This is a genomic window from Pseudarthrobacter sp. MDT1-56 (assembly GCF_059383555.1).
Genome location: NZ_JBWZCK010000007.1, coordinates 211623 through 236074, shown reverse-complemented (window position 1 = coordinate 236074; position 24452 = coordinate 211623). Strand labels below are relative to the sequence as shown.

Annotated in this window: 16 protein-coding genes; 14 read left to right on the top strand and 2 right to left on the bottom strand. The window is 69.9% G+C overall.

Features of this window, described 5'->3' with window-relative positions; all coding sequences use genetic code 11:
• Window positions 1-33 precede the first annotated feature (33 nt).
• The 12 genes from AC50YC_RS12155 to AC50YC_RS12100 all read left to right on the top strand — a co-directional run bounded on the left by AC50YC_RS12155 (window position 34) and on the right by AC50YC_RS12100 (window position 19920).
• Window positions 34-1365, top strand: coding sequence for a DUF58 domain-containing protein (locus tag AC50YC_RS12155; protein WP_494953760.1), 1332 nt, complete (start codon window positions 34-36; stop codon window positions 1363-1365).
• A complete protein-coding gene (locus tag AC50YC_RS12150) occupies window positions 1362-3920 on the top strand; it encodes a transglutaminase-like domain-containing protein (protein WP_494953759.1) in 2559 nt (852 codons plus the stop codon). Before AC50YC_RS12155 ends, AC50YC_RS12150 begins: the two co-directional genes overlap by 4 nt.
• Complete coding sequence (locus AC50YC_RS12145) at window positions 3917-5479, top strand: RDD family protein (protein WP_494953758.1); 1563 nt, start codon at window positions 3917-3919, stop codon at window positions 5477-5479. Before AC50YC_RS12150 ends, AC50YC_RS12145 begins: the two co-directional genes overlap by 4 nt.
• On the top strand, window positions 5476-6459 hold the full coding sequence (locus tag AC50YC_RS12140; protein ID WP_494953757.1) for a PP2C family protein-serine/threonine phosphatase: 984 nt from the start codon (window positions 5476-5478) through the stop codon (window positions 6457-6459). The genes AC50YC_RS12145 and AC50YC_RS12140 overlap by 4 nt, the downstream gene beginning before the upstream one ends.
• Window positions 6443-8272, top strand: a complete 1830-nt coding sequence (locus tag AC50YC_RS12135; protein WP_494953756.1) for an FHA domain-containing protein — start codon at window positions 6443-6445, stop codon at window positions 8270-8272. The genes AC50YC_RS12140 and AC50YC_RS12135 overlap by 17 nt, the downstream gene beginning before the upstream one ends.
• Entirely contained in the window at window positions 8269-9939 is a 1671-nt protein-coding gene (locus AC50YC_RS12130) for a serine/threonine-protein kinase (RefSeq protein ID WP_494953755.1), read from the top strand. The genes AC50YC_RS12135 and AC50YC_RS12130 overlap by 4 nt, the downstream gene beginning before the upstream one ends.
• Before the next feature lie 33 nt (window positions 9940-9972).
• Window positions 9973-10752 carry a hypothetical protein gene (locus AC50YC_RS12125; protein WP_494953754.1) on the top strand — a complete coding sequence of 260 codons (780 nt, stop codon included), beginning with the start codon at window positions 9973-9975 and terminating at the stop codon, window positions 10750-10752.
• Window positions 10749-15194 carry a type VII secretion EssC family protein gene (locus tag AC50YC_RS12120; RefSeq protein ID WP_494953753.1) on the top strand — a complete coding sequence of 1482 codons (4446 nt, stop codon included), beginning with the start codon at window positions 10749-10751 and terminating at the stop codon, window positions 15192-15194. The genes AC50YC_RS12125 and AC50YC_RS12120 overlap by 4 nt, the downstream gene beginning before the upstream one ends.
• A gap of 400 nt (window positions 15195-15594) precedes the next feature.
• Window positions 15595-17874: an NAD-dependent DNA ligase LigA gene (gene ligA / locus AC50YC_RS12115; RefSeq protein ID WP_494953752.1), complete on the top strand. Its 2280-nt coding sequence runs from the start codon at window positions 15595-15597 to the stop codon at window positions 17872-17874.
• Window positions 17871-18710, top strand: a complete 840-nt coding sequence (locus AC50YC_RS12110; protein ID WP_494953751.1) for an inositol monophosphatase family protein — start codon at window positions 17871-17873, stop codon at window positions 18708-18710. The genes ligA and AC50YC_RS12110 overlap by 4 nt, the downstream gene beginning before the upstream one ends.
• Window positions 18711-18803: 93 nt before the next feature.
• Window positions 18804-19307, top strand: coding sequence for a GNAT family N-acetyltransferase (locus tag AC50YC_RS12105; protein WP_494953750.1), 504 nt, complete (start codon window positions 18804-18806; stop codon window positions 19305-19307).
• 91 nt (window positions 19308-19398) lie between these two features.
• Complete coding sequence (locus AC50YC_RS12100) at window positions 19399-19920, top strand: hypothetical protein (RefSeq protein ID WP_494953749.1); 522 nt, start codon at window positions 19399-19401, stop codon at window positions 19918-19920.
• A 20-nt stretch (window positions 19921-19940) separates the two neighbouring features.
• Here the strand turns inward: AC50YC_RS12100 and AC50YC_RS12095 are convergent, their stop codons facing one another.
• Together AC50YC_RS12095 and AC50YC_RS12090 are read right to left on the bottom strand one after the other, a co-directional pair.
• The gene (locus tag AC50YC_RS12095) at window positions 19941-20612 is read right to left on the bottom strand and encodes a response regulator (RefSeq protein WP_494953748.1); all 672 of its coding nucleotides are present in this window, start codon (window positions 20610-20612) and stop codon (window positions 19941-19943) included.
• The gene (locus tag AC50YC_RS12090) at window positions 20605-22341 is read right to left on the bottom strand and encodes a sensor histidine kinase (RefSeq protein ID WP_494953747.1); all 1737 of its coding nucleotides are present in this window, start codon (window positions 22339-22341) and stop codon (window positions 20605-20607) included. The genes AC50YC_RS12095 and AC50YC_RS12090 overlap by 8 nt, the downstream gene beginning before the upstream one ends.
• 159 nt (window positions 22342-22500) lie before the next feature.
• Between AC50YC_RS12090 and AC50YC_RS12085 the strand changes: the two genes are divergently transcribed.
• Window positions 22501-23976 (top strand): CitMHS family transporter, encoded by a 1476-nt coding sequence (locus tag AC50YC_RS12085; protein WP_494953771.1) that lies wholly within the window; start codon window positions 22501-22503, stop codon window positions 23974-23976.
• A gap of 176 nt (window positions 23977-24152) precedes the next feature.
• Window positions 24153-24449, top strand: a complete 297-nt coding sequence (gene gatC, locus AC50YC_RS12080; RefSeq protein ID WP_056432749.1) for an Asp-tRNA(Asn)/Glu-tRNA(Gln) amidotransferase subunit GatC — start codon at window positions 24153-24155, stop codon at window positions 24447-24449.
• Window positions 24450-24452: the final 3 nt, after the last annotated feature.

Here is a 24452-nt window from a genome sequence, read left to right as displayed (position 1 = left end):
AACCAGAAACCCAGCACGAACAGAGGCACCCATATGTCCTCCAGCACTCCGCTGAGCCGGCTTGCTGAACGCCTGCAACGGCCCTTCCACCGGGACGGCAGGCCCACCCGGCTGCATCCCGGCTCCCTCTGGACCGAGGCCGGAAGCACCGCAGGCCTGGCCCTCGCCCCGGCCTGGCGCGCCGTCCGCGCGCTGTGGCTGCGCTATGTGTGGCCTGTCCTGTCCGTGGTGAGCGTCCTGGGCTGGTTCGTGCTGGCGGCATCGATCCTGCTCTGGACCGTTGGCCAGGCGTTCGGCTGGCAGGAAGCCAAAGCGGCAGCGATCGCCGCGTTCGTCCTGTTCGTGCTCGCAGTCGGCTTCATCCTGGGCCGTTCCTCCTACGGCGTCGTGCTGGACCTGGCCCGGACGCGGGTGGCGGTGGGGGACGGCGCCGTCGGCAGCATCGCGGTCTCCAACACCTCCGCCCGGCCCCTGCTGCCCGCGGACCTGGAACTCCCGGTCGGGGCCGCCACCGCCGTGTTCCACCTGCCCCGGATGAAACCCCAGCAGGTCCACGAGGACCTGTTCACCATCCCCACCGCGCGCCGCGCCGTGATTGTGGTGGGCCCGGTCCGCTCCGTCCGCGCCGACCCGCTGCACCTGCTGCGCCGCCAGGTGCTCTGGACCGAAGCCGAGGACCTGTTCGTGCACCCGAAAACCACGGCGCTGGCCGGCTCGGCCGCCGGATTCATCCGCGACCTCGAGGGCATGCCCACCACGGACCTGTCCAGCGCCGACGTGTCCTTCCACGCGCTGCGCGACTACGTGCCGGGCGATGACCGGAGGCACATCCACTGGAAGACGACGGCCCGCACCAACAAGCTTATGGTCCGCCAGTTCGAGGAAACCCGCCGGGCGCACCTCGCCATTTCGCTGTCCATCAACACGGACGAATACGCCTCCGAAGAGGAGTTCGAGCTGGCCATCTCCGCCGCCGCCTCGATCGGACGGCAGGCCATCCGCGAACAGCGCGACCTCGATGTGCTTACCCAGAAGGGCCCGCTGCGTTGCGAAACCGGCCGCAACATGCTCGATGACATGACACGGATCGTCGGCGCACCCCAGCGCAAGACCGCCGTCGACCTGGCCCGGAGCCTTGCGGACACCGTCCCCAACGCCTCCGTGGTGTTCCTGATCGTTGGCAGCAACGTCACCGCCACCCAGCTGCGCTCCGCCTCGGCCGCGGTGCCCGTGGGCGTGCGCACCCTCGCTGTCCGGCTCCAGTCCGGCGCCGCGCCGGCCCGGGCCACCATCGGGGACCTGACGGTGCTGACCCTCGGCGACCTCTCGGACCTGGCCATCGTGCTGAGGAAGGCGGCAGCATGAGCACCGCAACCCCGCTCCGCTCCCGCAACCACACGGCAGCCGCGAAACGTTCCGGCTTTGCCTTCGGCCAGCCGCTCTGGCACCTGGGCCTCGACGCGGGCGCCCTCACCGTGCTGCTCGGCCTGGGCGTGCTCGGCTTCAGCCTCAGCTTCGGCGGCGATCCCTACTACCTGATCGCCGGCTTCGGCGGCATCCTGCTGGGCCTGGCCCTGGCGGCAGCCGCGGTGCACTTCCGGCTGGGGCTCCTGATCACCGCAGCCCTCACGCTTGGGGTGTACCTCGTCTTCGGCACCGCCCTGGCAGTCCCCGAGGCCTCTTTCGCCGGCGTGCTCCCCACCCTTGATTCGCTGCGCACCCTGCTGCTCGGTGTCGTGTTCGCCTGGAAGGACATGCTCACCGTTGGCGTGCCGGTCGGCACCGCCGGCGGCACCCTGATTGTGCCGTTCCTGAGCTCGCTCCTCACCGCACTGGCGGCCGGGATGCTGACCTGGCGGCTCAAAAGCCCCTACTGGCCGCTGCTGCCGGTGCTGGTGCTGTTCGTCACCGGCATCGCCTTCAGCACCAACGCAGGCTTCCTCACGGTGGAACGCGGCATCTCACTCACCGTGGTCGCGATCGCCTGGGCCGCCTTCCGCCGCGACGCGCTGCGCCGCAGCGACACCCGCAAGGTCTCCGTCAACCGGCTGGAGGCGGAGGAGGCCACCGCCCGCGCGGCCACGCTCCGCCGGCTCGGCACCGCCGCCGCAGTGATCGCCGTCGCCGTGGCGGTCACCGCCGTCGCGTCCCCGCTGGTCACCGCCAGTGACGACCGCCGCGTGCTGCGCAACACGATCGTCCCGCCGTTCGATCCCAAGGACTACGTGACTCCGCTGGCGAGCTTCCGCAACTTCGTCAAGGACAAAAAAGACGACAACCTCTTCGTCGTCAAGGGCCTGCCCAAGGATGCCCGGGTGCGGCTCGCCGCGCTCGACTCTTTCAACGGCACCAACTACAACATGGACCCGAACGGCTCCGGCAGCTTCAGCAAGGTGGGCGACGCAAAATCCCTCAACACCCTGGCCGACACCACCGGGATCGTGCCGAGCAACAACTACACCCTGGACATCACCATCGAGGACTACCAGGGCTACTTCCTGCCCGGCGGCCGCAAGACCACCGGGATCAGCTTTGCCCGCGACGGCTCCGGGGCTGCGTCCGGCCTCTACTTCAACGCCGGCACGGACACGGCCGTGACCACCAGGGGGCTGGCGAAGGGCGATGCCTACCGCGTCCAGGTGGCCGATCCCGCCACCCTGGAACACGGGCAGCTGACGCAGTACGACTTCGCCAGATTGTCCCTCCCGGACCCCGCCGAGGTGCCGCCCGTCGTCGGATCCCAGGCGAACGACCTCGCCGCCGATGCCCCCACCGCCATTGACCGGGTGCGCCAGATCGAGGCGCACTTCCAGAAGAAGGGCGCCTTCAGCAACGGCCTGATCGCCGACGGCCAGCTGCCCAGCGTCTCGGGCCACAGCGCCAACCGCGTCCGGAGCCTGCTCACCGCCAAGCAGATGCTCGGCGACGACGAGCAGTACGCCGTCTCGATGTCCCTTATGCTGCGCCACCTCGGCATCCCCTCCCGCGTGGTGATGGGGTTCTACCCGGACCCCAAAAGCCCGGAAAACGGCGCCGGCGAAGTCAACATCACCGGCAAGGATGTCCACGCCTGGGTCGAAGTCGCCTTCGACCGGGTGGGCTGGGTGCCCTTCGATCCCACCCCGCCGAAGGACAATGTGCCGATCCCTCCGGACCCGGAGAACAAATCCAAGCCCAAGCCGCAGGTCCTCCAACCGCCGCCGCCGCCGCAGGAGCCCGCGGACCTTCCGCCCGACTCCTCACCGGATGCGCTCGACGCCGACGAGAAGAAGAACAACCCCTGGCTCTTCTGGGGACCCCTGCTCACGGCGATCGGCCTGGCGCTCATCCCAATCGCGATCCTGGCGCTGCCGCTGCTGCTGATCGCCCTGCTCAAGTCCCGGCGCCGGAAGGCCCGGTTCAGCGACGGCCCGCCGGCGCAGCGCGTCGGCGGCGGCTGGAACGAGGTCGTCAGCCTCGCGACGGACCTCGGCGCCGGCGTGGACACCCGCGCCACCCGGCGGGAATCCGCCGTCGTGCTCGCCGGTGCGTTCCCGGCCGCCGGCGGAACCACCACGCTGCTCGCCAACCGCGCCGACGCCGCGATCTTCGGCGCCGGCCAGCCGAGCGAGGACCAGGTGAGGCAGTACTGGGAGATCGTGGACGGCTCGCTGAAGGAAATGACCGGAACCCTCGGCTTCTGGGGACGGCAGCGGGCCCGGTTCTCGCCGCGCTCCCTGCTGGCCGACGGCAGGGCCGCGCTCACGCTCCGTGGCTTCAAGCCCGACCGGTCCGGCCGGAAGCGCGCGGCGCCCGCAGGCCCGGAAAAGCCGGCAGGTACAGTGGAGTCCGGTCCGGCGGCGGCAGCCCACCTTGATGCTGCTGCCGACACCCCGGCCGACGCCAGCCAGACCGTCAGGAAGAACCGCCACAAGCCATGACCGACGACGCCGAGCGCTGCCCGCGCTGCCAGCAGCCGCTCCGCCAGGGGGCCGCTTTCTGCACCTCCTGCGGGACGCCGCTGAGCAACCGTTCCGCCCGGAACATCCGCAACGTGCGGGAGCTTCCCGCGGCCGGGGGCCCGCAGGAGATCCACCCGCAGGGTCCCGGCGGCGCGGTCGCCGGGAGCCCGGCCGCCGGGCACACCGGCCTGAACCCCGGTAGTATCCCCGTATCGCGGGGCCCAGCCACGGGCCGCGGACCAGGGGGAGGACCATCGATGCCAAGCAAGCTTGACCTGGTGCCGGCCGCTGCCGGAAAGCGGCTGGGGGCCGCCGTGCTGGACTGGCTGCCGCCGGTCACCATCCTGGCAATCCTGGGGGCGATCGGTTTCGCCGGTGTCACCAGGAGCCAAAGCGGGGGCTTCATCGTCTATGACACTTCGTCCCTGGTGCTGTTCGGCGGCATCGGCGCAGGCCTCACCCTGATCTACACCGCGGTCGTGGCCACGCTTGAAGCCCGCTCCGGCGCGACCCCGGGCAACCGGCTGATGGGCATCCGCAGCACCGATGCTGACGGTTACGCCCCGGGCGGGGGAGCGGTGTTCCTCCGCTGCCTCATCACGGGCGCCGGCGTGCTGCTAGCCGTGGTCGCCGCCGCCGCGGTTGTGATCTTCCAGTGGTTCGGCGTGGCCCTGCTGGTGCTGGGCCCCCTCCTGTTCCTGGGCGCTGCCTGGGCTGTCCTCGTGGTGCTCTCCAGCGCCTGGGACCGCAACGGCCAGCTCCGCGGCTGGCACGATACGGCCGCCAAGACCCTCGTGTTCGACGTCAAAGCCGGACGCAATCCGATCACCACCGGCGGCATCCAGGGCCCGTACAGCTTCGCGCCGCTGGACCTCCCGCCGGTGCAGCAGGTCGTTTCGCCGCTGGCGGGTGCCGCGGCCGCAGCCGCAGCCGCCGCTCCTGCCGCTCCTGCCGCCCCTCCGGCGTCCCCGGTTGCCCCGGTTGCCCCGGTTGCCCCGGTTGCCCCGGTTGCCACGCAGGCTCCGGCGGTGCTCGATCCTAATCAGTGGCAACCGCCGGTGGCGCCGCAGCCCGCCCAAGTGGCCTCGTTCGCGCAGCCAGCCCGGACGTCCCCCTCCCCGGATGTGGCTTTCCAGCCGGCCCAGCACCCCGACGATGACCACGACCGCACCCAGGTCCGCGGCGACACTCACGCCCCGGTCACCGTGGCGATGCTCCGGATCCGGCTGGACGACGGCCGCGACATCGAACTGGACCGCACCGTGCTGGTCGGCCGGAACCCTGCCGGACAACCCGGCGAGGACGCCGCGCAGCTCATCCCGGTTGCCGATCCCGGCCGTTCTATTTCCAAGACCCACCTGTATTTGCTGGCCGGAAACGGGGGAATCTGGGTCACGGACCGGGACTCCACCAACGGCAGCTCCGTCACCACCCCGGACGGTATCCGCACCGCCCTCGCGGCGGGGGAGCCCACCCACGTCCGCCCCGGGTCCACCGTGCACTTCGGTGACCGCTCCTTCTACCTAGGACAGGCATGATTCCCCAGCCGGCCGACGTTCCCACCCCAGCCAATTCCGACACCGCCCCCGTGCCGGCCCTGGGCAGCCCCCCGGGCCTCCGGCTGAACGCCGGCTACGGCACCGACCGCGGCCTGCGCCGCGAAATGAACGAGGACTCCTTTATTGCCTCCGATCCCGTCTTCGCCGTCGCGGACGGCATGGGCGGGCACGAGGCCGGCGAGATCGCCAGCGGCATCTGCGTCCGCACGCTCGCCCGGATCCCGCAGCTGGCGAGCGGCGAGCGGGACGCCACCGCCGGCGTCGTGCAGGAACACCTGCTGATGGCCGACGAAAGCATCCGCGAGGCCACCGGCTCGCGCGCCGGGACCACACTCTCCGGCGTTGTGGTGGTGGAGCAGATGGGGGTCCCGTACTGGCTGGTCCTCAACATCGGCGACTCCCGGACCTACCGGCTCAGCCAGGGCAAGCTCAAGCAGGTCAGCGTCGACCACTCCGAGGTCCAGGAACTCGTGGACGCCGGACAAATCAGCATGGCGCAGGCCGCCGTGCACCCGCGCCGGCACGTCGTCACCCGCGCGCTGGGCACCGGGGACGAGATCGAGGCCGACTACTGGCTGCTGCCCATCGAGGAGGGGGACCGGGTCCTGGTCTGCTCCGACGGGCTCAACGGTGAACTCGACGACGAGCACATCTCCAATATCCTGCGTTCCCAGGCGGACCCGCAGGCGGCCGTGGACGAACTCATCCAGGCGGCCCTGCGCAGCGGCGGCCGGGACAATGTCACCTGCATCGTGGTGGACGCCACCAATGTAAATAACGACGACGGCGCCGCCCGGACCTCGCCGCGCAGCGCCGCCGCAGCGGAGGACGAGGACACCCTGCCGCGGACCGATGCACTGGACCTGGCTCCCGACGGGGAACCGGCCGCCGGCGGACCGGTCTCTGAGGGACAGGTCCTCGAAGGACAGGGCAAGGACCCGAATGATGGCAAGCAGTAACCCCGCCGCTGCCGCTCGCTACACGCCCGGCAGCTGGCTAGGTGTGGTGCGCTCCGGAACTGTGGTGCTGCTGCGCCCGGACAGCGCGCCGGCGCTGGTGAACTCGCTGTGGGAACTGCTCGCCACCGGGCCCGAGGCGCACGAGGTGCTCGACGCCGTGTCTTCGGCCTCGGGCGGTTCGCTCTCCCGGCTGCCGTGGTTCGCGATCGTGGCCAGCCGCGGCCCCATCCAGGTGTTCCTGCGCGGCGAGATCGACCTCACCGTGGACCTGCCGTCCGGCCCGGTGGACCTGAGCGGCCGCGAGGTCACCACCTGGACGGAGCGGCGCTTGGCTGCGGCTGACGGATTCAGCCTGACCGTGCCCGGTGCGGACGCCGCGGGCTCCTCCGGCACCGCGTCGGACCTTCCGTTGGCTGACGGGGTTGTCCTGCTCCGGGGCCTGCGGGTGGACTTCACCGGTGCTGCCGCGCCGTCTGCCGTTGTGGCGGTCCCTGCAGCGGCGGCCACGGCGGCCGTTGCACCCGGGCTCGCTGCGGCGGACACCGGGGCTGCGGCTCATGAGGAAGCGGCGGAGGAGGCAGCGGTGGAGGACGAAGTCCTGGCGGCAGCCGAAGCCGACATTGCGGCCGAACTGAGCGAGCACGGTGCCTCCGCGGAGACCGTGCTGGAGTTCGCCGGTGAGGACTTCGAGCTCGACGGCACCCTGCACGACGCACCGGAACCGGAACCAGAACCGGAATCAGAACCGGAACCAGAGGCCGAATCCGCGGCGGCGGGTCTTGACGCCGTGCCGTCCGCGCAGCAGCCCGACGGGTCACCGGAACCGGCTGAACAGGAGCCGACCGGCAGCTATGACCACCTTTGGGAACAGACGGTGATGCGGAACATTGAAGACGCCGCTGTCCGCGAGGACCCCGACGCCGAACCCGCCGTCGCGTCTGCCCCGGACTCCTCCGGCCCCGAGGCCGCCGGCGTAGAACCTGAACCGGCGCCGGCCGGCGCACCGGAGGCCGCTGAAACCGAAGCCGCGCCCGCGCCGGAACTGCCCGCGCCGCCACCCCCGCCGCTGCCCACCGGGCTGATCGATTCCGTCCCCTGGCGGACCGGCGGCGACCGACGGTCACAGACGTCCCAGGCGTCCCTGGCGTCCCTGGCGTCCGCGGTGGCGCCCTCACCGGCGCCGCTGCCGCCGTCTGCCCCGCAGCCGCCTGTCCTGCAACTGCCTGCCCGCCAGCCCGCACCGGACGCCGACCACGACGGCCAGACGATCATGAAGAGCGACCTGGCCGGGGCCAGCCCGCGGCCGCCCAGCGCGCCGCGCCCGTCCGCAGGACCGGATACCGAGCCGGCCACCGGACCCATGGTGCTGGCCCGCGTCTGCCCGCAGGGCCACGCCAACCCCTCCACGTACTCACAGTGCGGCCGCTGCGGCCAGCCGCTGCCCGGCGACGGCGTCCAGGTCCGGCGCCCGCGCCTGGGCCGGGTGCGCCTGTCCACCGGTGAGCTGATCGACCTCGACCAGTCGCTCATCGTGGGGCGCCAGCCCTCGGTGTCGCGCGTCCAGGGCGCCGTCATGCCCAAACTGGTCCAGGTGGCGAGCCCCAGCGGCGACATTTCCCGCTCGCATGTGGAGGTCCGGCTCGAAGGCTGGCACGTCATGCTGTGCGACCTCAAGGCCACCAACGGCACCGTGCTGGTGCGCGAGGGCCACTCCCCGCGCCGGCTGGCCCAGGGTGAGATGGCGATCCTGCTTGACGGCGACATTGCCGAGGTTGGCGACGGCATCTCTCTGCGCTTTGAGGAGATCCCGTGAGTTCAAAACGGCCCGTAGCCCCGCCGCCAGTCATTCCGGGCTTCACCTACATCAGCCTGCTCGGTTCCGGCGGCTTCTCCGACGTCTATCTCTACGAACAGGACCGGCCGCGCCGCAAGGTTGCTGTCAAGGTGCTGCTCTCCAACCACCTGGCCGAGGGCGCCCGCCGCCGCTTCGAATCCGAAGCAAACCTGATGGCGCAGCTGTCCTCGCACCCGTACATCGTGACGATCTTCGAAGCCGAGATCACCGACACCGGGCATTCCTACCTCGCCATGGAGTACTGCTCGCGGCCCAGCCTGGACGTCCGCTACCGGCGGCAGCGTTTCAGCGTCGACGAGGTCCTCGCCGTCGGCATCCAGGTGGCGTCCGCCGTCGAGACCGCCCACCGGGCCGGCATCGCGCACCGCGACATCAAGCCCGCCAACATCCTGGTCACGGACTACAACCGCCCCGCCCTGACCGACTTCGGCATCTCCGGCACCCTGGCCGGGGACACGGACGAGGACGCGGGCATGTCCATCCCTTGGTCCCCGCCGGAACAGTTCACCGGCCACCAGGTCGACGGCGTCCTGGTGGACGTCTGGGCGCTCGGCGCCACCCTCTACACCCTGCTGGCCGGGCGTTCCCCGTTTGTGCTGCCGGGAGCGGACAACTCCCAGCGTGAGCTGATCTCGCGCATCACCAACCTGCCGGTGCCTATTCTGGGCCGCGCCGACGTGCCGGAATCCCTGGAACTGGCGCTCTCGACGGCGATGGCCAAGTCCGCCTCCTCCCGCTACTCCTCGGCGCACGCCTTCGCCCTGGCCCTGCAGCGGATCCAGGCCGAACTGAACCTCTCCGTGACGCCGTTCGAGGTCCTGGAGGAGCCGCGCGCCGAGGAAAACCACCCCGACGACGGCTTCGAGGAGACCCGAGTCCGCAGCGTCGCCGCGATCGACCCGGACGCCACCGGCAACGCCTCCACCTTCCCGGCCAGGTTCCCCGGCGCGGACACCAGTTCCACGGTCGACAACGCCACCACCTTCAACAACGCCAGGGCCTTCAACAACGCAACAGTCCCGCGCCCGGCACTGCCCGGCTTCGCTGTGCCCGGCACCGTTGCGCCCCGCAACGCCCGGACTCCCGCCGGCCCGACTCCGGCCCCCGACGACGACCTCGCGGCCACGGTCAACCGTTCCAGCGCGGCGGCGCCCGCACGCGACGCGGACGCGGACGGGGGGGAGCAGCCCGCCGGCCACGGCCGCCGCAAGCTGCTGCTCTCCATTATCGGCGGCACGGTCCTGGTGGCCGCCGTCGCCCTCGGGATCGTGGCCGGCACCACCCGGCCCGAGCCGGCGCCGAAGGCCACCGACCTGGTCAGCAAACCGCCCGCGGACGCCCTGGACAACGGCTCCGTGCCGGACGTCACCGGGCTGGCCGGGGTGGCCGGTCCGGCCGGGAAAGTGAGCTTCACCTGGACCAACCCGCAGCCAAAACCCGGAGACAGCTACAAATGGCGGGTCCACACGCTCAAAGGCGGCGGAGAGTACCAGTCGTCCGCCGGGCCCGCCGCTGAAATCGCGGCGAACCCGGCCGAACCCAGCTGCATCCAGGTCATGATCGTCCGCAGCGACGGGGCCTCCTCGCCGCTGGGCCCGGATTCCATCGCCTGCGTCCCGAACTAGCATCACCAACGACTTTCCAGGAAGGCACGGATTATGGGGGATCTGGCAATAGATTTCTGCGGCGAGTGGCATGAACCCTCGGACCAGGACATCTTCAGCATCGGCCGCGAAGGCGACCTTGAGGTGGACGACAACCCGTACCTGCACCGGCAGTTCCTGCAGATCGCCCGCTACGACGGCATCTGGTGGCTGAGCAACGTCGGCAGTATGCTCTCGGCGACGATCGCCGATGCCTCCGGCGGAATGCAGGCGTGGCTATCGCCGGGCGCCCGGATTCCGCTGGTCTTCAGCCACACCAACGTCATCTTCACCGCGGGCCCCACCACGTACGAGTTCGCTGTGCACCTGCGGACCCCCGCGTTCCGGCAGGAATCCCGCGACGAGGACAGCGGCGGTGACACCACGATCGGCCCGGTGCTCTTCACCGACTCGCAGAAGGCCCTGATCGTGGCCCTCGCCGAGCCCATGCTGCGCCGCGAAGGGACCGGCTTCAGTGCCATCCCGTCCTCGGCTGACGCCGCCAAAACCCTGGGCTGGGCCCTGACCCGGTTTAACAGAAAGCTGGACAACGTGTGCGACAAGCTCGACAAGGTGGGGGTCGCCGGCCTGCGCGGCGGCGGCGGGAAACTCGCCACCAACCGCCGCGCGCGGCTGGTGGAACACGCCGTCACCTCACACCTCGTGACCCCCGCGGACCTGCACCTGCTTGAAAAGCACAACACCGAAGGGCACAACACCGTAAGGCACAACGCCGTAAAGCAGTCCGCTGAACCGCGGAAAACTGACGTGACGACTGGAGCCGACGAATCGTGAGAATCCGACTGACGCTGTGCCGCGACCCGGCCGACGCCAAAGACCTCGCCGTCACCGTTGACGGGCTCGCCACCGTGGCGGACATCGCCACGCAGCTCTGGGTGGCCGATCCGGCACGGCGGGGGACCCCGCCGCCGTCGAACCTTTCGCTCAGCATCGAGGAGGCCTTCGCCGCCGGAGGCATGAAGGGCAGCATTCTGGACCGCAAGGACAACCTGCTCGAATCGGGGCTCCGGCCGGGCTCCATCGTCTCGCTGACCCAGCTCAGTGAGCAGTTCGCGACGCCCGGCGCGAACCGGGGACCGGCAGCGGCGACGCTGCGCGTGCTGTCCGGGCCCGACGTCGGCCGCGAATTCTCGCTGCCGTCGGGCACCAGCTACATCGGCCGGGACCGCGACGTCGACATCCGGCTCACGGACCCGCTCACCTCCAAGCGGCATGCCCGCATCACGGTCGGCGAGACCGTCGAGATCGTGGACACGAATTCGGCCAACGGGTTGCTGATGGACGGGCTGCCGGTCACCCGCGCCACGCTGAACTCCTCGGACACTGTGGCCCTGGGCGACACCACTGTCTCCGTGGTCTCGCTCGGCACCGGCCACAGTTCCGCCCCGAGCTCGCCGCTGATCGACTTCAACCGTTCGCCGCGGGTGGTGCCGCGTTTCGAGCTGCAGAAACGGATGCTCCCGGCCGGGCCCAAGCGCCAGGAGCACCACGCCTTCCCGTACATCATGCTGCTCGCGCCGCTGATGATGGGCGGTATCCTGTTCGCCGTCACGCAGAACGTGCTCTCTGTTGTCTTTATGCTGATGATGCCGCTGTTCATCGTGGGCCATTACGTGGACCAGAAGCTGCAGGCCAAGCGGGAGCGCAAGGAACAGCTCAAGCAGTTCCGCGAGTCCATGGCCGCCTTCCGGACGGACATCACCAGGCTGCAGAACGTGGAACGCTCGGTCCGGCTGCAGGAAGCCCCCTCGGTCAGCGACACGGTCGACTCGATTTACAAGCTCGGTCCGCTGCTCTGGACCCACCGGCCCGAGCACACCGGCTTCCTGGGCCTGCGCTTCGGCCTGGGCACCGCGCCCTCGCGGATCCAGTTTGAGGAGCCCAACAGCAGCGACACCGAGGCCGGGTACATGGCCGAAATCCAGGAGTGCATGGCGCAGTTCCGAGACATCGAGGGCGTGCCGATCGTTTCGCAGCTGCGCTCCGCCGGTTCCTTCGGCCTCGCCGGCTCCCGCGGCCTCGTCGACGATGTGGCCCGCGGGATGGTCCTGCAGCTCGTCGGCCTGCACTCGCCCGCGGAGGTGGTCCTGGCCGCCATCACCTCGGCGCAGTCGAAGGAACGCTGGGAATGGCTGCAGTGGCTCCCGCACGTCGGCTCCGGCCACAGCCCGCTCAGCGGCGACCACCTCGCCGCCGGCCCCGGCGGCGGCTCGGCCCTGCTGTCCCGGCTGGAAGACCTTATCGACCAGCGGGAGGCCGCCTCCCAGGGCCCGCGCCCGGCCTTGCGGCCCGGCGTCGACCCGCTCGGTTCGGACCTTCCCGAACCGCTGTTGCCCACCGTCCTGGTGGTCGTCGAGGACGACGCCCCGGTGGACCGCGGCCGGCTCACGCGGGTCCTTGAGCGCGGCCCGGACTCCGGCGTTCACGTGATGTGGGTGGCGTCCTCGGTGCAGCAGCTTCCGGCCGCCTGCCGGGACTTCATGGCCGTCGACGGCGACCACGGCACCACCACCGGCCAGGTCCGGCTCGGCCGGCACACCTTCCCGGTGAGCTGCGAAAGCCTCGACGCCGGCCTCGCCGCCCAGCTGGCCCGGATGCTCACACCGGTCGTCGACGTCGGCAAACCGCTGGAGGACGACTCCGACCTGCCCCGGGCCGTGTCCTACGCGACCCTGATCGGCAAGGACTTCCTGGACAACCCGGCGGCCGTCGCCGAACGCTGGACCGAAAACAACTCGGTCCGGGCCTCCGCCGTGCCCAACCGCAAGGACAACGGCACGCTCCGGGCCCTGGTCGGCTCCAAGGGCATCGAACCGCTCTACCTCGACCTCAAGAACGAGGGGCCGCACGCCCTGGTCGGCGGCACCACCGGCGCCGGCAAGTCCGAGTTCCTGCAGTCCTGGGTGATGGGCATGGCCGCGGCCTACAGCCCGGACCGGGTGAGCTTCCTCTTTGTCGACTACAAGGGCGGCGCCGCGTTCGCGGACTGCCTGCACCTGCCGCACACCGTGGGCTTGGTCACCGACCTCTCACCGCACCTCGTACGCCGGGCCCTGACCTCGCTGCGGGCCGAGCTGCATTACCGGGAACGGCTGCTGAACCGGAAGAAGGCCAAGGACCTGCTGGAACTCCAGCGCGAAGCGGACCCGGACGCGCCGCCCTACCTGATCATCATCGTGGACGAGTTCGCCGCCCTCGCCACCGAGGTGCCGGAGTTCGTCGACGGCGTGGTGGACGTCGCCGCCCGCGGCCGTTCCCTGGGCCTGCACCTGATCCTGGCCACCCAGCGCCCGGCCGGCGTGATCAAGGAAAGCCTGCGCGCCAACACCAACCTGCGGGTGGCGCTGCGGATGGCCGACGAGGATGACGCCATCGACATCCTCGGCGTGCCGACGGCTGCCTACTTCGACCCCTCCATCCCCGGACGCGGCGCCGCCAAGACCGGCCCCGGCCGGATCCAGGGTTTCCAGACCGGTTACGCCGGCGGCTGGACCACCGAGAAACCGCAGCGGCCGCAGATCGAGATCGTCGAAATGGCCTTCGGCTCCGGCCCTGCCTGGGCCGCCCCGGCGCCCGAGACCCCCGTGAAGGAAGAAGCGGCAGGCCCGAACGATATCGCCCAGATGACGGCCAACATCATCAAGGCCGCCGACGTGCTCTCCATCGACCCGCCGCGCAAGCCCTGGCTGGACGAACTCGCCACGACCTACGACTTCTCCCGGCTGCCGAACCCCCGCACCGACGAACGCCTGCTCCTCGGCGTGGCGGACGACCCGGCGCACCAGGACCAGCCCACGGTGTTCTACGAACCGGACCGGGACGGCAACATGGCCATCCACGGCACCGGCGGCTCGGGCAAGTCCGCGGCCCTGCGAGGCATCGCGATCGCCGCCGCGGTCACCCCGCGCGGCGGGCCGGTGAACGTCTACGGCATCGACTGCGGATCCTCGGGGCTCAAGATGCTCGATGAGCTGCCGCACGTCGGCGAGATCATTAGCGGCGACGACGTCGAACGCGTCGGCCGGCTGCTGCGCTGGCTCCGGGACCTCGCCGACGACCGCGCGGCCCGTTATTCGGAAGTCCGCGCGTCGACCATCGTGGAGTACCGGACCCTGGCGGACCGGCCGGAGGAAAAGCGGATCTTCGTGCTGGTGGACGGTATGTCCGCCTTCCGCGAGGCCTACGAATACAGCAAGCTCTCCGCGCTCTGGGACATTTTCCTGCAGCTCGCCACCGACGGCCGTCCGCTGGGCATCCACCTCGTGGTCAGCGGGGACCGGCCCAACTCCGTGCCGGCGTCGCTGCTGGCCTCGATCCAGCGCCGGCTGGTGCTCCGCCTCTCCTCCGAGGACGACTACCTGTCGATGGATGTGCCCAAGGACGTCCTGGGCCAGGCCTCGCCTCCCGGCCGCGGCCTGCTGGGCAACCTCGAGGTGCAGCTCGCGGTGCTGGGCGGCAACTCCAACCTGGCCGTGCAGGCCCGCGAAGTGCACAAACTCACCGAGGCCATGCTGCGCCAGGGCGTCGAACGCGCCCCGCAGATCGAGCGCCTGCCGGACCAGATCGACCTCGACATCCTGCCCGCCGGCAGCCCGGACCTGCCGGTGATCGGCGTCGACGACGAGACGCTGCAGCCCGCCGAGATCCTGGCCAAGGGCCCGCTGCTGCTGGCCGGCCCGCCCGGCTCCGGCCGCACCGTGGCCCTGGTGACCCTGGCCTACGCGCTGCGCCGCTCCAACCCCGGCGTCGAACTGCTGTACATCGGCTCCCGGCGCTCCGCCGCGGCATCCCTGAAGCTCTGGGACCGCTCCGTGGTGGGCGCGGATGACGTCGAGGAAGCCCTCGACGAGCTGGTGGACTACTCCACCGGCACGCCGGGCAAGCTCGCGATCTTCATCGAGGGGCTGACCGACTTCACCGACACGGGAGCGGAATCCGGCATCGAACGGCTCATCACCGCCTCGATCAAGGCCGAACAGTGGGTGGTGGGCGAATCCGAGACCTCCACCTGGTCCTCGGCATGGTCCCTCGCGCAGCCGTTCAAGTCCGGCCGCCGCGGCCTTTTGCTGAACCCCGGCGACATCGACGGCGACAGCCTGCTCAGCACCTCACTGGGCCGGATCAGCACGGACTTCATCCCCGGCCGCGGCTACATCGTGGGCCGCGGCAAGGTCCGCAAGCTCCAGGTCGCACTGCCTCCCGAAAACCGGAACTAACCCCGTTGCCCTATCAGGTGTGGCCCTTATCCGGCACTCAGAAGGACCACAAGTGACAGGGCATCCTGGGGCGGGATTCCCGCCGTGGTGGCCGGGATCGACGCCGACGCCCTCTTGCCGCCCGTCGCTGTGGTCCTCGCCGCCTTCGGGATCACCGAGGTCATGCTGGCCTGGTTCATTCTTCGCGGCGGCAACCGTTCCCGGCTGGCGGCCATGGCTCTGAGTTCTGCGACTGTCGCTGGACATCCTCCTGATTATCGCCCTGTCGAGCCAGCGGTCCCGCGACTTTGCGCGCCAGAACGGCCGGCACATCGCCACGCTGGCGAAGGCCCCCCGCACCGGTGTCCCGGGCACACATGCCTGACCGGACAATGTCGGCGATCTAGGGCAGGATAGGTCTGTGAGCACAGGGAACACTGCAGCAGAAGCCGAAACACACACCCCCTCCGAGGCCGTGCGCGAAGAGTACGAGGTCCTCGTCGAGGAGGTCCGCAAGCACCGCTTCGCGTACTACCAGGAGGACGCTCCGATCATTTCGGACGCCGAGTTCGACGAGCTCTACCGGCGGCTGGAAACGATCGAGGCCATGCACCCGGAACTTGTGGCCAACGATTCGCCGACCCAGGAGGTGGGCGGTGAGGTGTCCGCCGCCTTCGCCGCCGTCGAACACCTGCAGCGCATGTACAGCCTGGAGGACGTCTTCTCCCTCGAGGAGCTGGAGGCGTGGATCGCCAAAGCGGAAGCGAACATCACCAAACTCGGCAACGGGACGCCGGCCTGGCTCACCGAACTCAAGATCGACGGCCTCGCTGTGAACCTGCTCTACCGCGACGGCGTGCTGATCCGGGCCGCCACCCGCGGCGACGGCACCACGGGGGAGGACATCACCCACAACGTGCTCACCATCAAGGAAATCCCACAGCAGCTGCGCGGCGAGGGCTTCCCGGCCGAAATGGAGGTCCGGGGCGAGGTCTTCATCCCGTCCAAGGCCTTCGCCGAATTCAACGAGGCCCTGATCGAGGCCGGCAAAGCGCCGCTGGCCAACCCCCGCAACGCCGCCGCCGGCTCGGTGCGCCAGAAGGACCCGGCGGAAACCGCCAAGCGCCCGCTCCGGATGTACGTGCACGGCATCGGCGCCCGCGAGGGACTCGACACGGCCAGCCAGTCGGACACCTACCGTCAGCTTGCCGAGTGGGGGCTGCCCACCAGTCCGTACTTCGAGGTCCTCCCCGGGCTCAAGGACGTGCTGGAATTCATCACCCGCTACGGCGACAAGCGCCACAGCCTCACCCACGAAATCGACGGCATCGTCATCAAGGTCGACGACTTCGCCACCCAGCGTGCGCTCGGCTACACCTCCCGGGTTCCGCGCTGGGCCGTCGCATTCAAGTACCCGCCCGAGGAAGTCCAAACCAAGCTGCTGGACATCGCGGTCAACGTCGGCCGTACCGGCCGCGTCACCCCGTACGGCGTGATGGAACCGGTCAAGGTGGCCGGCTCCACCGTGGAGATGGCCACCCTGCACAACCAGGAGGTCGTCAAGGCCAAGGGTGTCAAGATCGGCGACATCGTGGTGCTGCGCAAGGCCGGGGACGTCATCCCGGAAATCGTCGGGCCCGTCCTGGCCCTGCGCGAGCAGCAGGATCCGCCGGTCCGCGACTTTGTGATGCCCACCGAATGCCCCGCCTGCGGCACCCCGCTGGCGCCGGCCAAGGAAGGGGACGTGGACATCCGCTGCCCCAACTCCCGCTCCTGCCCGGCGCAGCTGCGCGAACGCGTGTTCCATCTCGCCGGCCGCGGCGCCTTCGACATCGAGGCCCTCGGCTGGGAAGCCGCCATCGCCCTGACGCAGCCGGCCGAGCCGGAAACCCCGCCGCTGACCACCGAGGCGAACCTGTTCCGGCTGACCCCCGCGGACCTCGCCGACGTCCGCATCCGGCGGGAAAAGCGGTCCAAGGGCGTGGCTACGGGAGAGTTCGAGCTGGTGCCGTACTTCTTCAGCAAGGGCACCGCCAAGACCCCGTCCAAGCCCACGGCCACCACGGAGAAGCTGTTCCGCGAACTGGAGAAGGCCAAAACCCAGCCGCTCTGGCGGGTCCTCGTGGCGCTGTCCATCCGGCATGTCGGCCCGCGGGCTTCCCGCGCCCTCGCGACCGCGTTCGGCAGCATGGACGCCATCCGGCAGGCCTCCGAAGAGGAACTGGCGCACGTCGACGGCGTCGGGCCCGTGATCGCGGCGGCCCTGACCGAATGGTTCACCGAGGACTGGCACCGCGAGATCGTCGACACCTGGGCGGCCGACGGCGTCCGGATGGAGGACGAGCGCGACGAATCCATGCCCCGGACCCTGGAGGGACTGACCATCGTGGTGACCGGCAGCTTGGAAGGCTTCAGCCGGGACGAGGCGAAGGAAGCCATCCTGATCCGCGGCGGCAAGGCAGCCGGCTCAGTCTCGAAGAAGACGGACTACGTCGTCGCCGGCGAAAACGCGGGCACCAAGCTGGACAAGGCCGAACAGCTCGGCGTGCCGGTCCTGGACGAGGACGGCTTCCGCGCGCTGCTGGCCGACGGCCCGGCGGGAAGTTCCACGGAACCCGGGGCCACCGGGGACCAGGACGACGTCGGCGACGGCGCCCGTGAAGATGCCGAAGAAGACCACCAGGAAGTGGTGACCGAATGAGCGCCGACGCCGTTGACCTGACCGCCGGGTCCCTGCCGGCCGCGCTGCTGGAACTCGCGCAGCGGGCCGCAGCGGCCGGGGCCGCGGTTTTGGCCGGCCGGAACGCAGCCGAACTGGACGTCAGCAACAAGGGCGACTCCGGGGACTGGGTGACCGCCTTCGACCTCGCCGCGGAAACCGCCGTCCGGGACGTCATCAGCGCGGCGAGGCCGTTCGACATCATCACCGGAGAGGAAGGCGGCACCGTCCATCCGGCGTCGCCCAGCGGCTACCGCTGGTCCATCGACCCGCTCGACGGGACCACCAACTTCATCCGCAACATCGTCTACTACGGCACCTCCGTGGCCGTGGCCGACCCCGACGGCGTCTGGCTGGCCGGCGTGGTCAACGCCCCGGCGCTGGGGCGGAGGTACCACGCGCTCCGCGGGCAGGGCGCCTGGCTCGAGGAAGGCGGCCGGCTGACGCAGCTGACCGGGCCGGTAGCAGGCCGCGCCGGGCAGATCCTGGCCACCGGTTTCAGCTACGACCCGGACGTCCGGGCCGAACAGGCGGCCGCGCTGGGCGGGATCATGGACGGGTTCGCCGACGTCCGCCGGCTCGGCTCCGCCGCCCTGGACCTCTGCCTCGTGGCGGACGGCACCCACGACGCCTACGGCGAACGGGGCCTCAACGAACACGACTTCGCCGCCGGCGCCCTGATCGCCGAGGAGGCCGGCTGCTGGGTGCGCCGTCCGCGGCTGACCAGCCCGCTGGCCGGGGGCCCCTCCGACGACGAACGCCTCGCGGCCTGGACCTGCGCCGGGACGCTGGAACTCTCCGGGAAGTTCCCGCTCTAGCCCAGCCGTGGCGGGCAGCGCCGATGTGATAGTTCAGTCACGGAAACCGGCGATCCGTGATCCCTCCGGGGCGCCCGCCCGTACCATGGACAGGTGCATCCTCAGATCCTGATCCGCCCCGCAGTTCCGGCCGACTACGACGCCATCGCGCGCATCACCCGGGACGCCTACCTGGCTGCGGGTTACTTTGAGAGCGCCGACCACCCGTACATGCGGCAGATCCAGGACGTGGCCCGCCGGGATGCGAAGGCCACCATCTGGGTCGCGGAACGCGCGGGAAACATCGTCGGCTCCGTGACCCTCGCCGTCGCCGGCGAACCCTACGCGGACATCGCCGAGTTCGACGAGCTGGAATTCCGGATGCTCGTTGTGGACCCGGCCGTGCAGCGCAGCGGTGCCGGCAAGGCCATGGTCCACGCCATCCTGGACCATGCCCGGTCGCTGCCCGGCATCAACGCCGTCGCCCTGACCACCGGCCTGACCTGGGAAAGCGCCCACGGGCTCTACCAGAAGACCGGCTTCCAGCGGGCCCCCGAGCGTGACTGGGTCGTGCCGGACACCGACATCAAACTGCTGGTCTACCGGCAGGAGCTGTAAGCCCGGAGAACGGCACTACCCCCGGGGAAAGAGCCGCCGTGGGGTAGGGTTTGGGGCAATCGAAACGCAGGCAAGGCAACCTGGAGGATCCATGGCACCGCACATCCCCGGCTCAATCGACGAGAAGCTCCTCGGTCTGTACCTCTCGGACCACCTGACCGGCGCCACCGCCGGTGTCTCACGGATCCAGCGCATGGCCGAGGCCTTCGCCGACACCCCGGTGGCCGCCGACCTGTCCCGGGTCAGCGCGGAAATCACCCGGGAACGTGACGTGCTCCGCGGCCTGATCCAGGACCTGGGCGTGCGGCAGCGCCCGCACCGCCAGGCTGCCGCCTGGCTCGCCGAGCACGCCGGCCGGCTCAAGCTCAACGGGCGCATCGTGAGCCGGTCTCCGATGACCATGGTGCTGGAGGCCGAGCTGATGCGCGCCGCGGTCCTGGGGAAGCTCGGGGGCTGGCAGACCCTGGAGGAACTGGCACCCGAACTCGGACTCGACAAGGCCACATTCACCGCTCTCGCGGACGACGCCCGGTCCCAGATCGAGGCCCTCAGCCGTGTCCACGAGCACGCCCGCCGCAACGCCTTCCGCAAGAACCGGGACATCAGCACCTAACTCCAATGCGGGGTGGGGGCTCAGCCGCCTGCTGCCGGCGGCAGTCCGTAACGGTGCTCGGGCCGGCCGGTGGTGCCGTAGCGCAGCTGGATGTCGACGGCGCCGTCGTCGGCGAGTGCTGAGAGGTACCGCTGGGCGGTGGCCCGGGAGACGCCCACCCGGGTGGCCACCTCGGCCGCCGAATACTGTTCGCCCGGTTCCAGCGACTCGAGCACGGCGGCCTCGGTGGCTGACCGGGGTTTGGCCGAGGGAATCACGTCTCCGGGAATAAGCGCGCGTTTGGCCCGTTCCACCGTGTCCTGGGTGACGTTCCCCGGCTGGGCCAGGATCCGCCGGTAACGCGCATACGAGCGCAGCTGCTGGGACAGCGATTCGGCTGTGAACGGCTTGAGCAGATAGCCCAGCGCCCCGCGCCGGAACGCGAGCCGGAGCGAGGCCGTGTCCGAGGCGGCGCTCAGGATCATCGTGTCCACGTCCAGCTGGTGCAGCAGGTCCAGACCCGAAGCGTCCGGCAGGTAGACATCCAGCAGTACCAGGTCCGGGCGCAGGCTGTGGATGGCCTGCAGCGCCAGCGACGCCGAACCGGCCGGGGGCAGCGCCAGGAATCCCGCCACCGAGTCCACGTAGGCGGCATGCAGTTTGGCCACGTGGAAATCGTCGTCCACAATCAGCACCCGGAAGTCCTCAGACATCGTTGTCCCTTTCGTTGGGGGCCGTCTCATTTAGCGCTGTCGCATTGGGCGCCGTCGTCCCCGGCAGGGTTGCCATAAACACCGCGCCGGGGCCGCCGGCGGAGCCCGGGTCCAGCACCTTCACGTCCCCGCCGCGGCGGCGTGCCAGCTGCCGGGCCAGCGCGAGGCCCAGGCCCTGGCCGGCCCCCGCCCGGGCCGGGCGGTCCGAGGTGGTGAATCCCTCCGCGAACACTGCGTCCGCACCGCCCGCGTCAGCGGCAGGCAGCCCGTCGCCGGAATCCCCGACGACGATCAGCAGCGTCCCGCCGTCCGCCCCGGTGCCGGGCTCGTCGAGCACCTCCACCTCGACCCAGCGCTCCGGCGCGGAACCCTCGACGGCGGCGTTCACCGCGTTGTCGATCAGGTTGCCGAGGACCGTGGTGACTTCCTGCGGCTCGGTGACCTGACCCCGGACCAGGGTTTCCGGGCCGAGCCGCAGCGTCACGCCGCGTTCGTCCGCCTCCACGCCCTTGGCGCCGAGGAAGGCCTGCAGGTACGGGTCCTGGAGCAGCTCGGCCTGGTCCACCGGGAACTTCAGCGGCCCGGTGGCGGCGAGCCGGGCCAGGTAGTCGCGGGCCTGCTGGTGCTGGCCGATGCTCATAAAGCCGGCGATGGTGTGGAGCTGGTTGGCGAACTCGTGCCTCTGGGCCCGCAGCGCGGTGGACATGGTGCCCACGGCGTCGAGCTGGCGGGTGAGCTGCTGGAGTTCGGTCCGGTCCCGCAGCATGACCACCCAGCCCAGGTCCTCGCGGCCGTGCAGTGCCTTGCGGGCACTCGCCACCAGCACGCGCCCGCCGGCGACGAGTTCCACCGCGTCGCCTTCTGCGGCGTCGGCCCGGGTCAGGGCGGGCAGTTGGGCGGGCACCGGGGCCTCGGCCCACGGTGTTCCGGTGAGGTCGGGCTGGCCGAGCAACCGCTGGGCGGCGGAGTTGAACACGCTGATCCGGCCGTCGGCGGCGATGCCGATCACGCCGTCGTCAACCCCCTGAAGGACTGCCACCTGGTCGTGGACCAGGGTGCTGATTTCCTCCGGTTCCAGGCCCAGGGTCAGCCGCTGGAGCCGGCGCCGGAGCAGGAAGGAGGCGAGCACACCGACCAGCAGGGCGCCGGCGGCGATCAGGGCGATCGGGACGATGTCGCGGGAGAGACTCTGGCTGATGGATTCCGTCGAGTAGCCCACACTGACCTCACCCACCACGTTTTCCGTGGCCGGGGCGAACACCGGGACCTTGGCCCCGGCGGAGGGGCCCAGGGTTCCCGTGTTCCGGGTGGTGACTTCCTTGCCGGCCAGGGCCTCGGACGGATCCGTGCTGACCCGTTCGCCAAGCCGCTCGGCATCGGGGTGGGCGAGCCGCAGGCCGGTTTCGTCGGTGATGACCACGAACAGGGCGCCGGTGCGGGTGCGGGCGCCCTCGGCGGCGGCCATCAGCGGCCCGGAGAGTAACTCCGCGGCCGGGGGAGTCCCGGGCTGGGCGCTGATCTGCTGCACTTCGGCCCGGACCTCCGGGTCCGATGCCACGGTCCGGGCCAGCGTCAGGGCCTGGTTCTCCGCCTCGCGCCCCAGCCGGTCATAGGTGAGCCAGCCATGGACGGCGCTGGTCAACAGCACCACCAGGGCCACCACCCCCAGCTGCAGCAGCAGGGTCTGGGTGGAGAACCGCAGGGGAGCCCTGCCGGTCAAACGTGTCACGGCGGTCCTCCTTCGGATGTGAGCAGAATGCGCAAAATGCGTCCAATAAGCAGTATGCCAATCAAATGAGGCAAAGACCCAGCCGTGACGCGCGCCACTCTAACGTCTGTAGTACGCATCACACCGGGGTGGTGCGATTCAATGAAGAAGGAGCCGGCCGTGCTGGTATTACTAGGATTCGCCATGATCGCGGTATTCATGGTGCTGATCATGACGAAGAAGCTGACGCCGGTGCTGGCGCTCATCATCGTCCCCACCGTCTTCGGACTCTTTGCCGGCGCCGGACTGGGCATCGGCGACATGGTGCTCGACTCAATGAAGTCCATGACATCCACCGCAGCGCTGCTGATGTTCGCCATCATCTACTTCGGCCTGATGATCGACGTCGGACTCTTCGACCCGCTGGTCCGGTTCATCCTCCGCAGGCTCGGCAACGACCCCGCCAAGGTGGTCCTCGGCACCGCTGTCCTCGCCGCCGCTGTCTCGCTCGACGGCGACGGCTCCACCACCTTCATCCTCACCACCGCGGCCATGCTGCCGGTCTACCTCCGCCTGAAGATGAGCCCCGTGGTCCTGACCTGCGTCGCCGGCCTGGCCAACGGAACCATGAACATCCTGCCCTGGGGCGGACCCACCGCCCGCGCCGCCTCGGCCCTCAACATCAGCGTCTCCGACGTGTTCGTCCCGATGATCCCCTCCCTGATCGCCGGCCTGGCGGTCGTGTTCGTCTTCGCCTGGCTGCTGGGCCTGCAGGAGCGCAACCGCCTCCGCGCCGTCGCCCCGGAAATCTGGGAATCCGCTGGCACGTTCGACGGCGGCACCGCCGACGGCGGCAGCAGCACCGGCCGCTTCGGTTTCGGCCGCACGGGCTCCGCCCCTGCCGGGGGAGTTTCCGCCGCCGGACGCCCCGCAGCCGGAGGTTCCTCCGTCGCCGTCCTGGAACGCCCCGAGGACCTCGTTGACGAACGTGATTCGGCCATGGCCGACACCGCACTGGACCCCAACCGCGCCACCCTGCGGCCCAAACTGCAGTGGTTCAACCTGGGCCTGACTGTCGCCATCATGGTCCTGCTGGTCGCCGACCTCGTGCCGCTGCCCTTCGTCTTTATGGTGGGCTCCGCCATCGCGCTGCTGGTGAACTTCCCCAAGCTCAAGGACCAGAGCGCCCAGCTGATCGCCCACGCGCCCTCGATCGTCGCCGTCGTCAGCATGGTCATGGCCGCCGCGGTCCTCACCGGTGTGCTCAACGGCACCGGAATGGTCAAGGCCATGTCCGAATGGCTGGTGGCAATCATCCCCTCGGACATGGGCCCGTTCATGGCCATCATTACCGGCGTCCTCAGCATCCCGATGACGTTCTTCATGAGCAACGACGCCTTCTACTTCGGCGTCCTCCCGGTGCTCAGCGAGACCGCCAGCCACTACGGCATCAGCGCAGCAGACATGGCCCGGGCCTCGATCACCGGACAGCCCTTCCACCTGCAGAGCCCGCTGGTCCCCGCGATCCTGCTCCTGGTCTCCCTCGCCAAGGTGGACCTGGGCGACCACCACAAGAAGGTCCTCTGGCGCACCGCCGTCGTCTCCCTGGTCATGCTCGCCGTCGGAGTCCTCACCGGAGCCATCGGCATCGGCTAACAAGTCAAGGAGCACCACGAGAAACAACAACGAGACTGTCGAGTCCGGAAACTTTCCGGACTGGACAGTCTCGTTTTGGTGAGGGAGGCTCGACGGCGGCCCGGCGCCGGACAGTAACAGCAGGCGAACCCACGTAGACTGGGACGGAAAATAATCCGAACTTGCAGGGGAGATCCATGGCTGCGATCAACCGCGACGACGTCGCGCATCTCGCGCGTCTCGCGCACATCGAGATGAGTGCTGAAGAGCTGGACCGGATGGCCGGCGAACTCGCCGTCATCGTCGATTCAGTGAAGTCCGTCAGTGAAGCCGCCGGTGATGACGTCCCGGCCACGTCCCACCCGATCCCGCTGACGAATGTGTTCCGCGAGGACGTTGTGGGCCACACTTTCACCGCCGAGCAGGCACTCTCCGGCGCCCCCGATGCGTACGAAGGCCGCTTCAAGGTCCCGGCAATCCTGGATGAGGGCTAAGAA

Excerpts from the sequence above, each read along its gene's own strand:
- AC50YC_RS12155 (WP_494953760.1), top strand. The coding sequence starts at position 34 with ATGTCCTCCAGCACTCCGCTGAGCCGGCTTGCTGAACGCCTGCAACGG.
- AC50YC_RS12150 (WP_494953759.1), top strand. The coding sequence starts at position 1,362 with ATGAGCACCGCAACCCCGCTCCGCTCCCGCAACCACACGGCAGCCGCG.
- AC50YC_RS12145 (WP_494953758.1), top strand. The coding sequence starts at position 3,917 with ATGACCGACGACGCCGAGCGCTGCCCGCGCTGCCAGCAGCCGCTCCGC.
- AC50YC_RS12140 (WP_494953757.1), top strand. The coding sequence starts at position 5,476 with ATGATTCCCCAGCCGGCCGACGTTCCCACCCCAGCCAATTCCGACACC.
- AC50YC_RS12135 (WP_494953756.1), top strand. The coding sequence starts at position 6,443 with ATGATGGCAAGCAGTAACCCCGCCGCTGCCGCTCGCTACACGCCCGGC.
- AC50YC_RS12125 (WP_494953754.1), top strand. The coding sequence starts at position 9,973 with ATGGGGGATCTGGCAATAGATTTCTGCGGCGAGTGGCATGAACCCTCG.
- AC50YC_RS12110 (WP_494953751.1), top strand. The coding sequence starts at position 17,871 with ATGAGCGCCGACGCCGTTGACCTGACCGCCGGGTCCCTGCCGGCCGCG.
- AC50YC_RS12100 (WP_494953749.1), top strand. The coding sequence starts at position 19,399 with ATGGCACCGCACATCCCCGGCTCAATCGACGAGAAGCTCCTCGGTCTG.
- AC50YC_RS12095 (WP_494953748.1), bottom strand. The coding sequence starts at position 20,612 with ATGTCTGAGGACTTCCGGGTGCTGATTGTGGACGACGATTTCCACGTG.
- gatC (WP_056432749.1), top strand. The coding sequence starts at position 24,153 with ATGGCTGCGATCAACCGCGACGACGTCGCGCATCTCGCGCGTCTCGCG.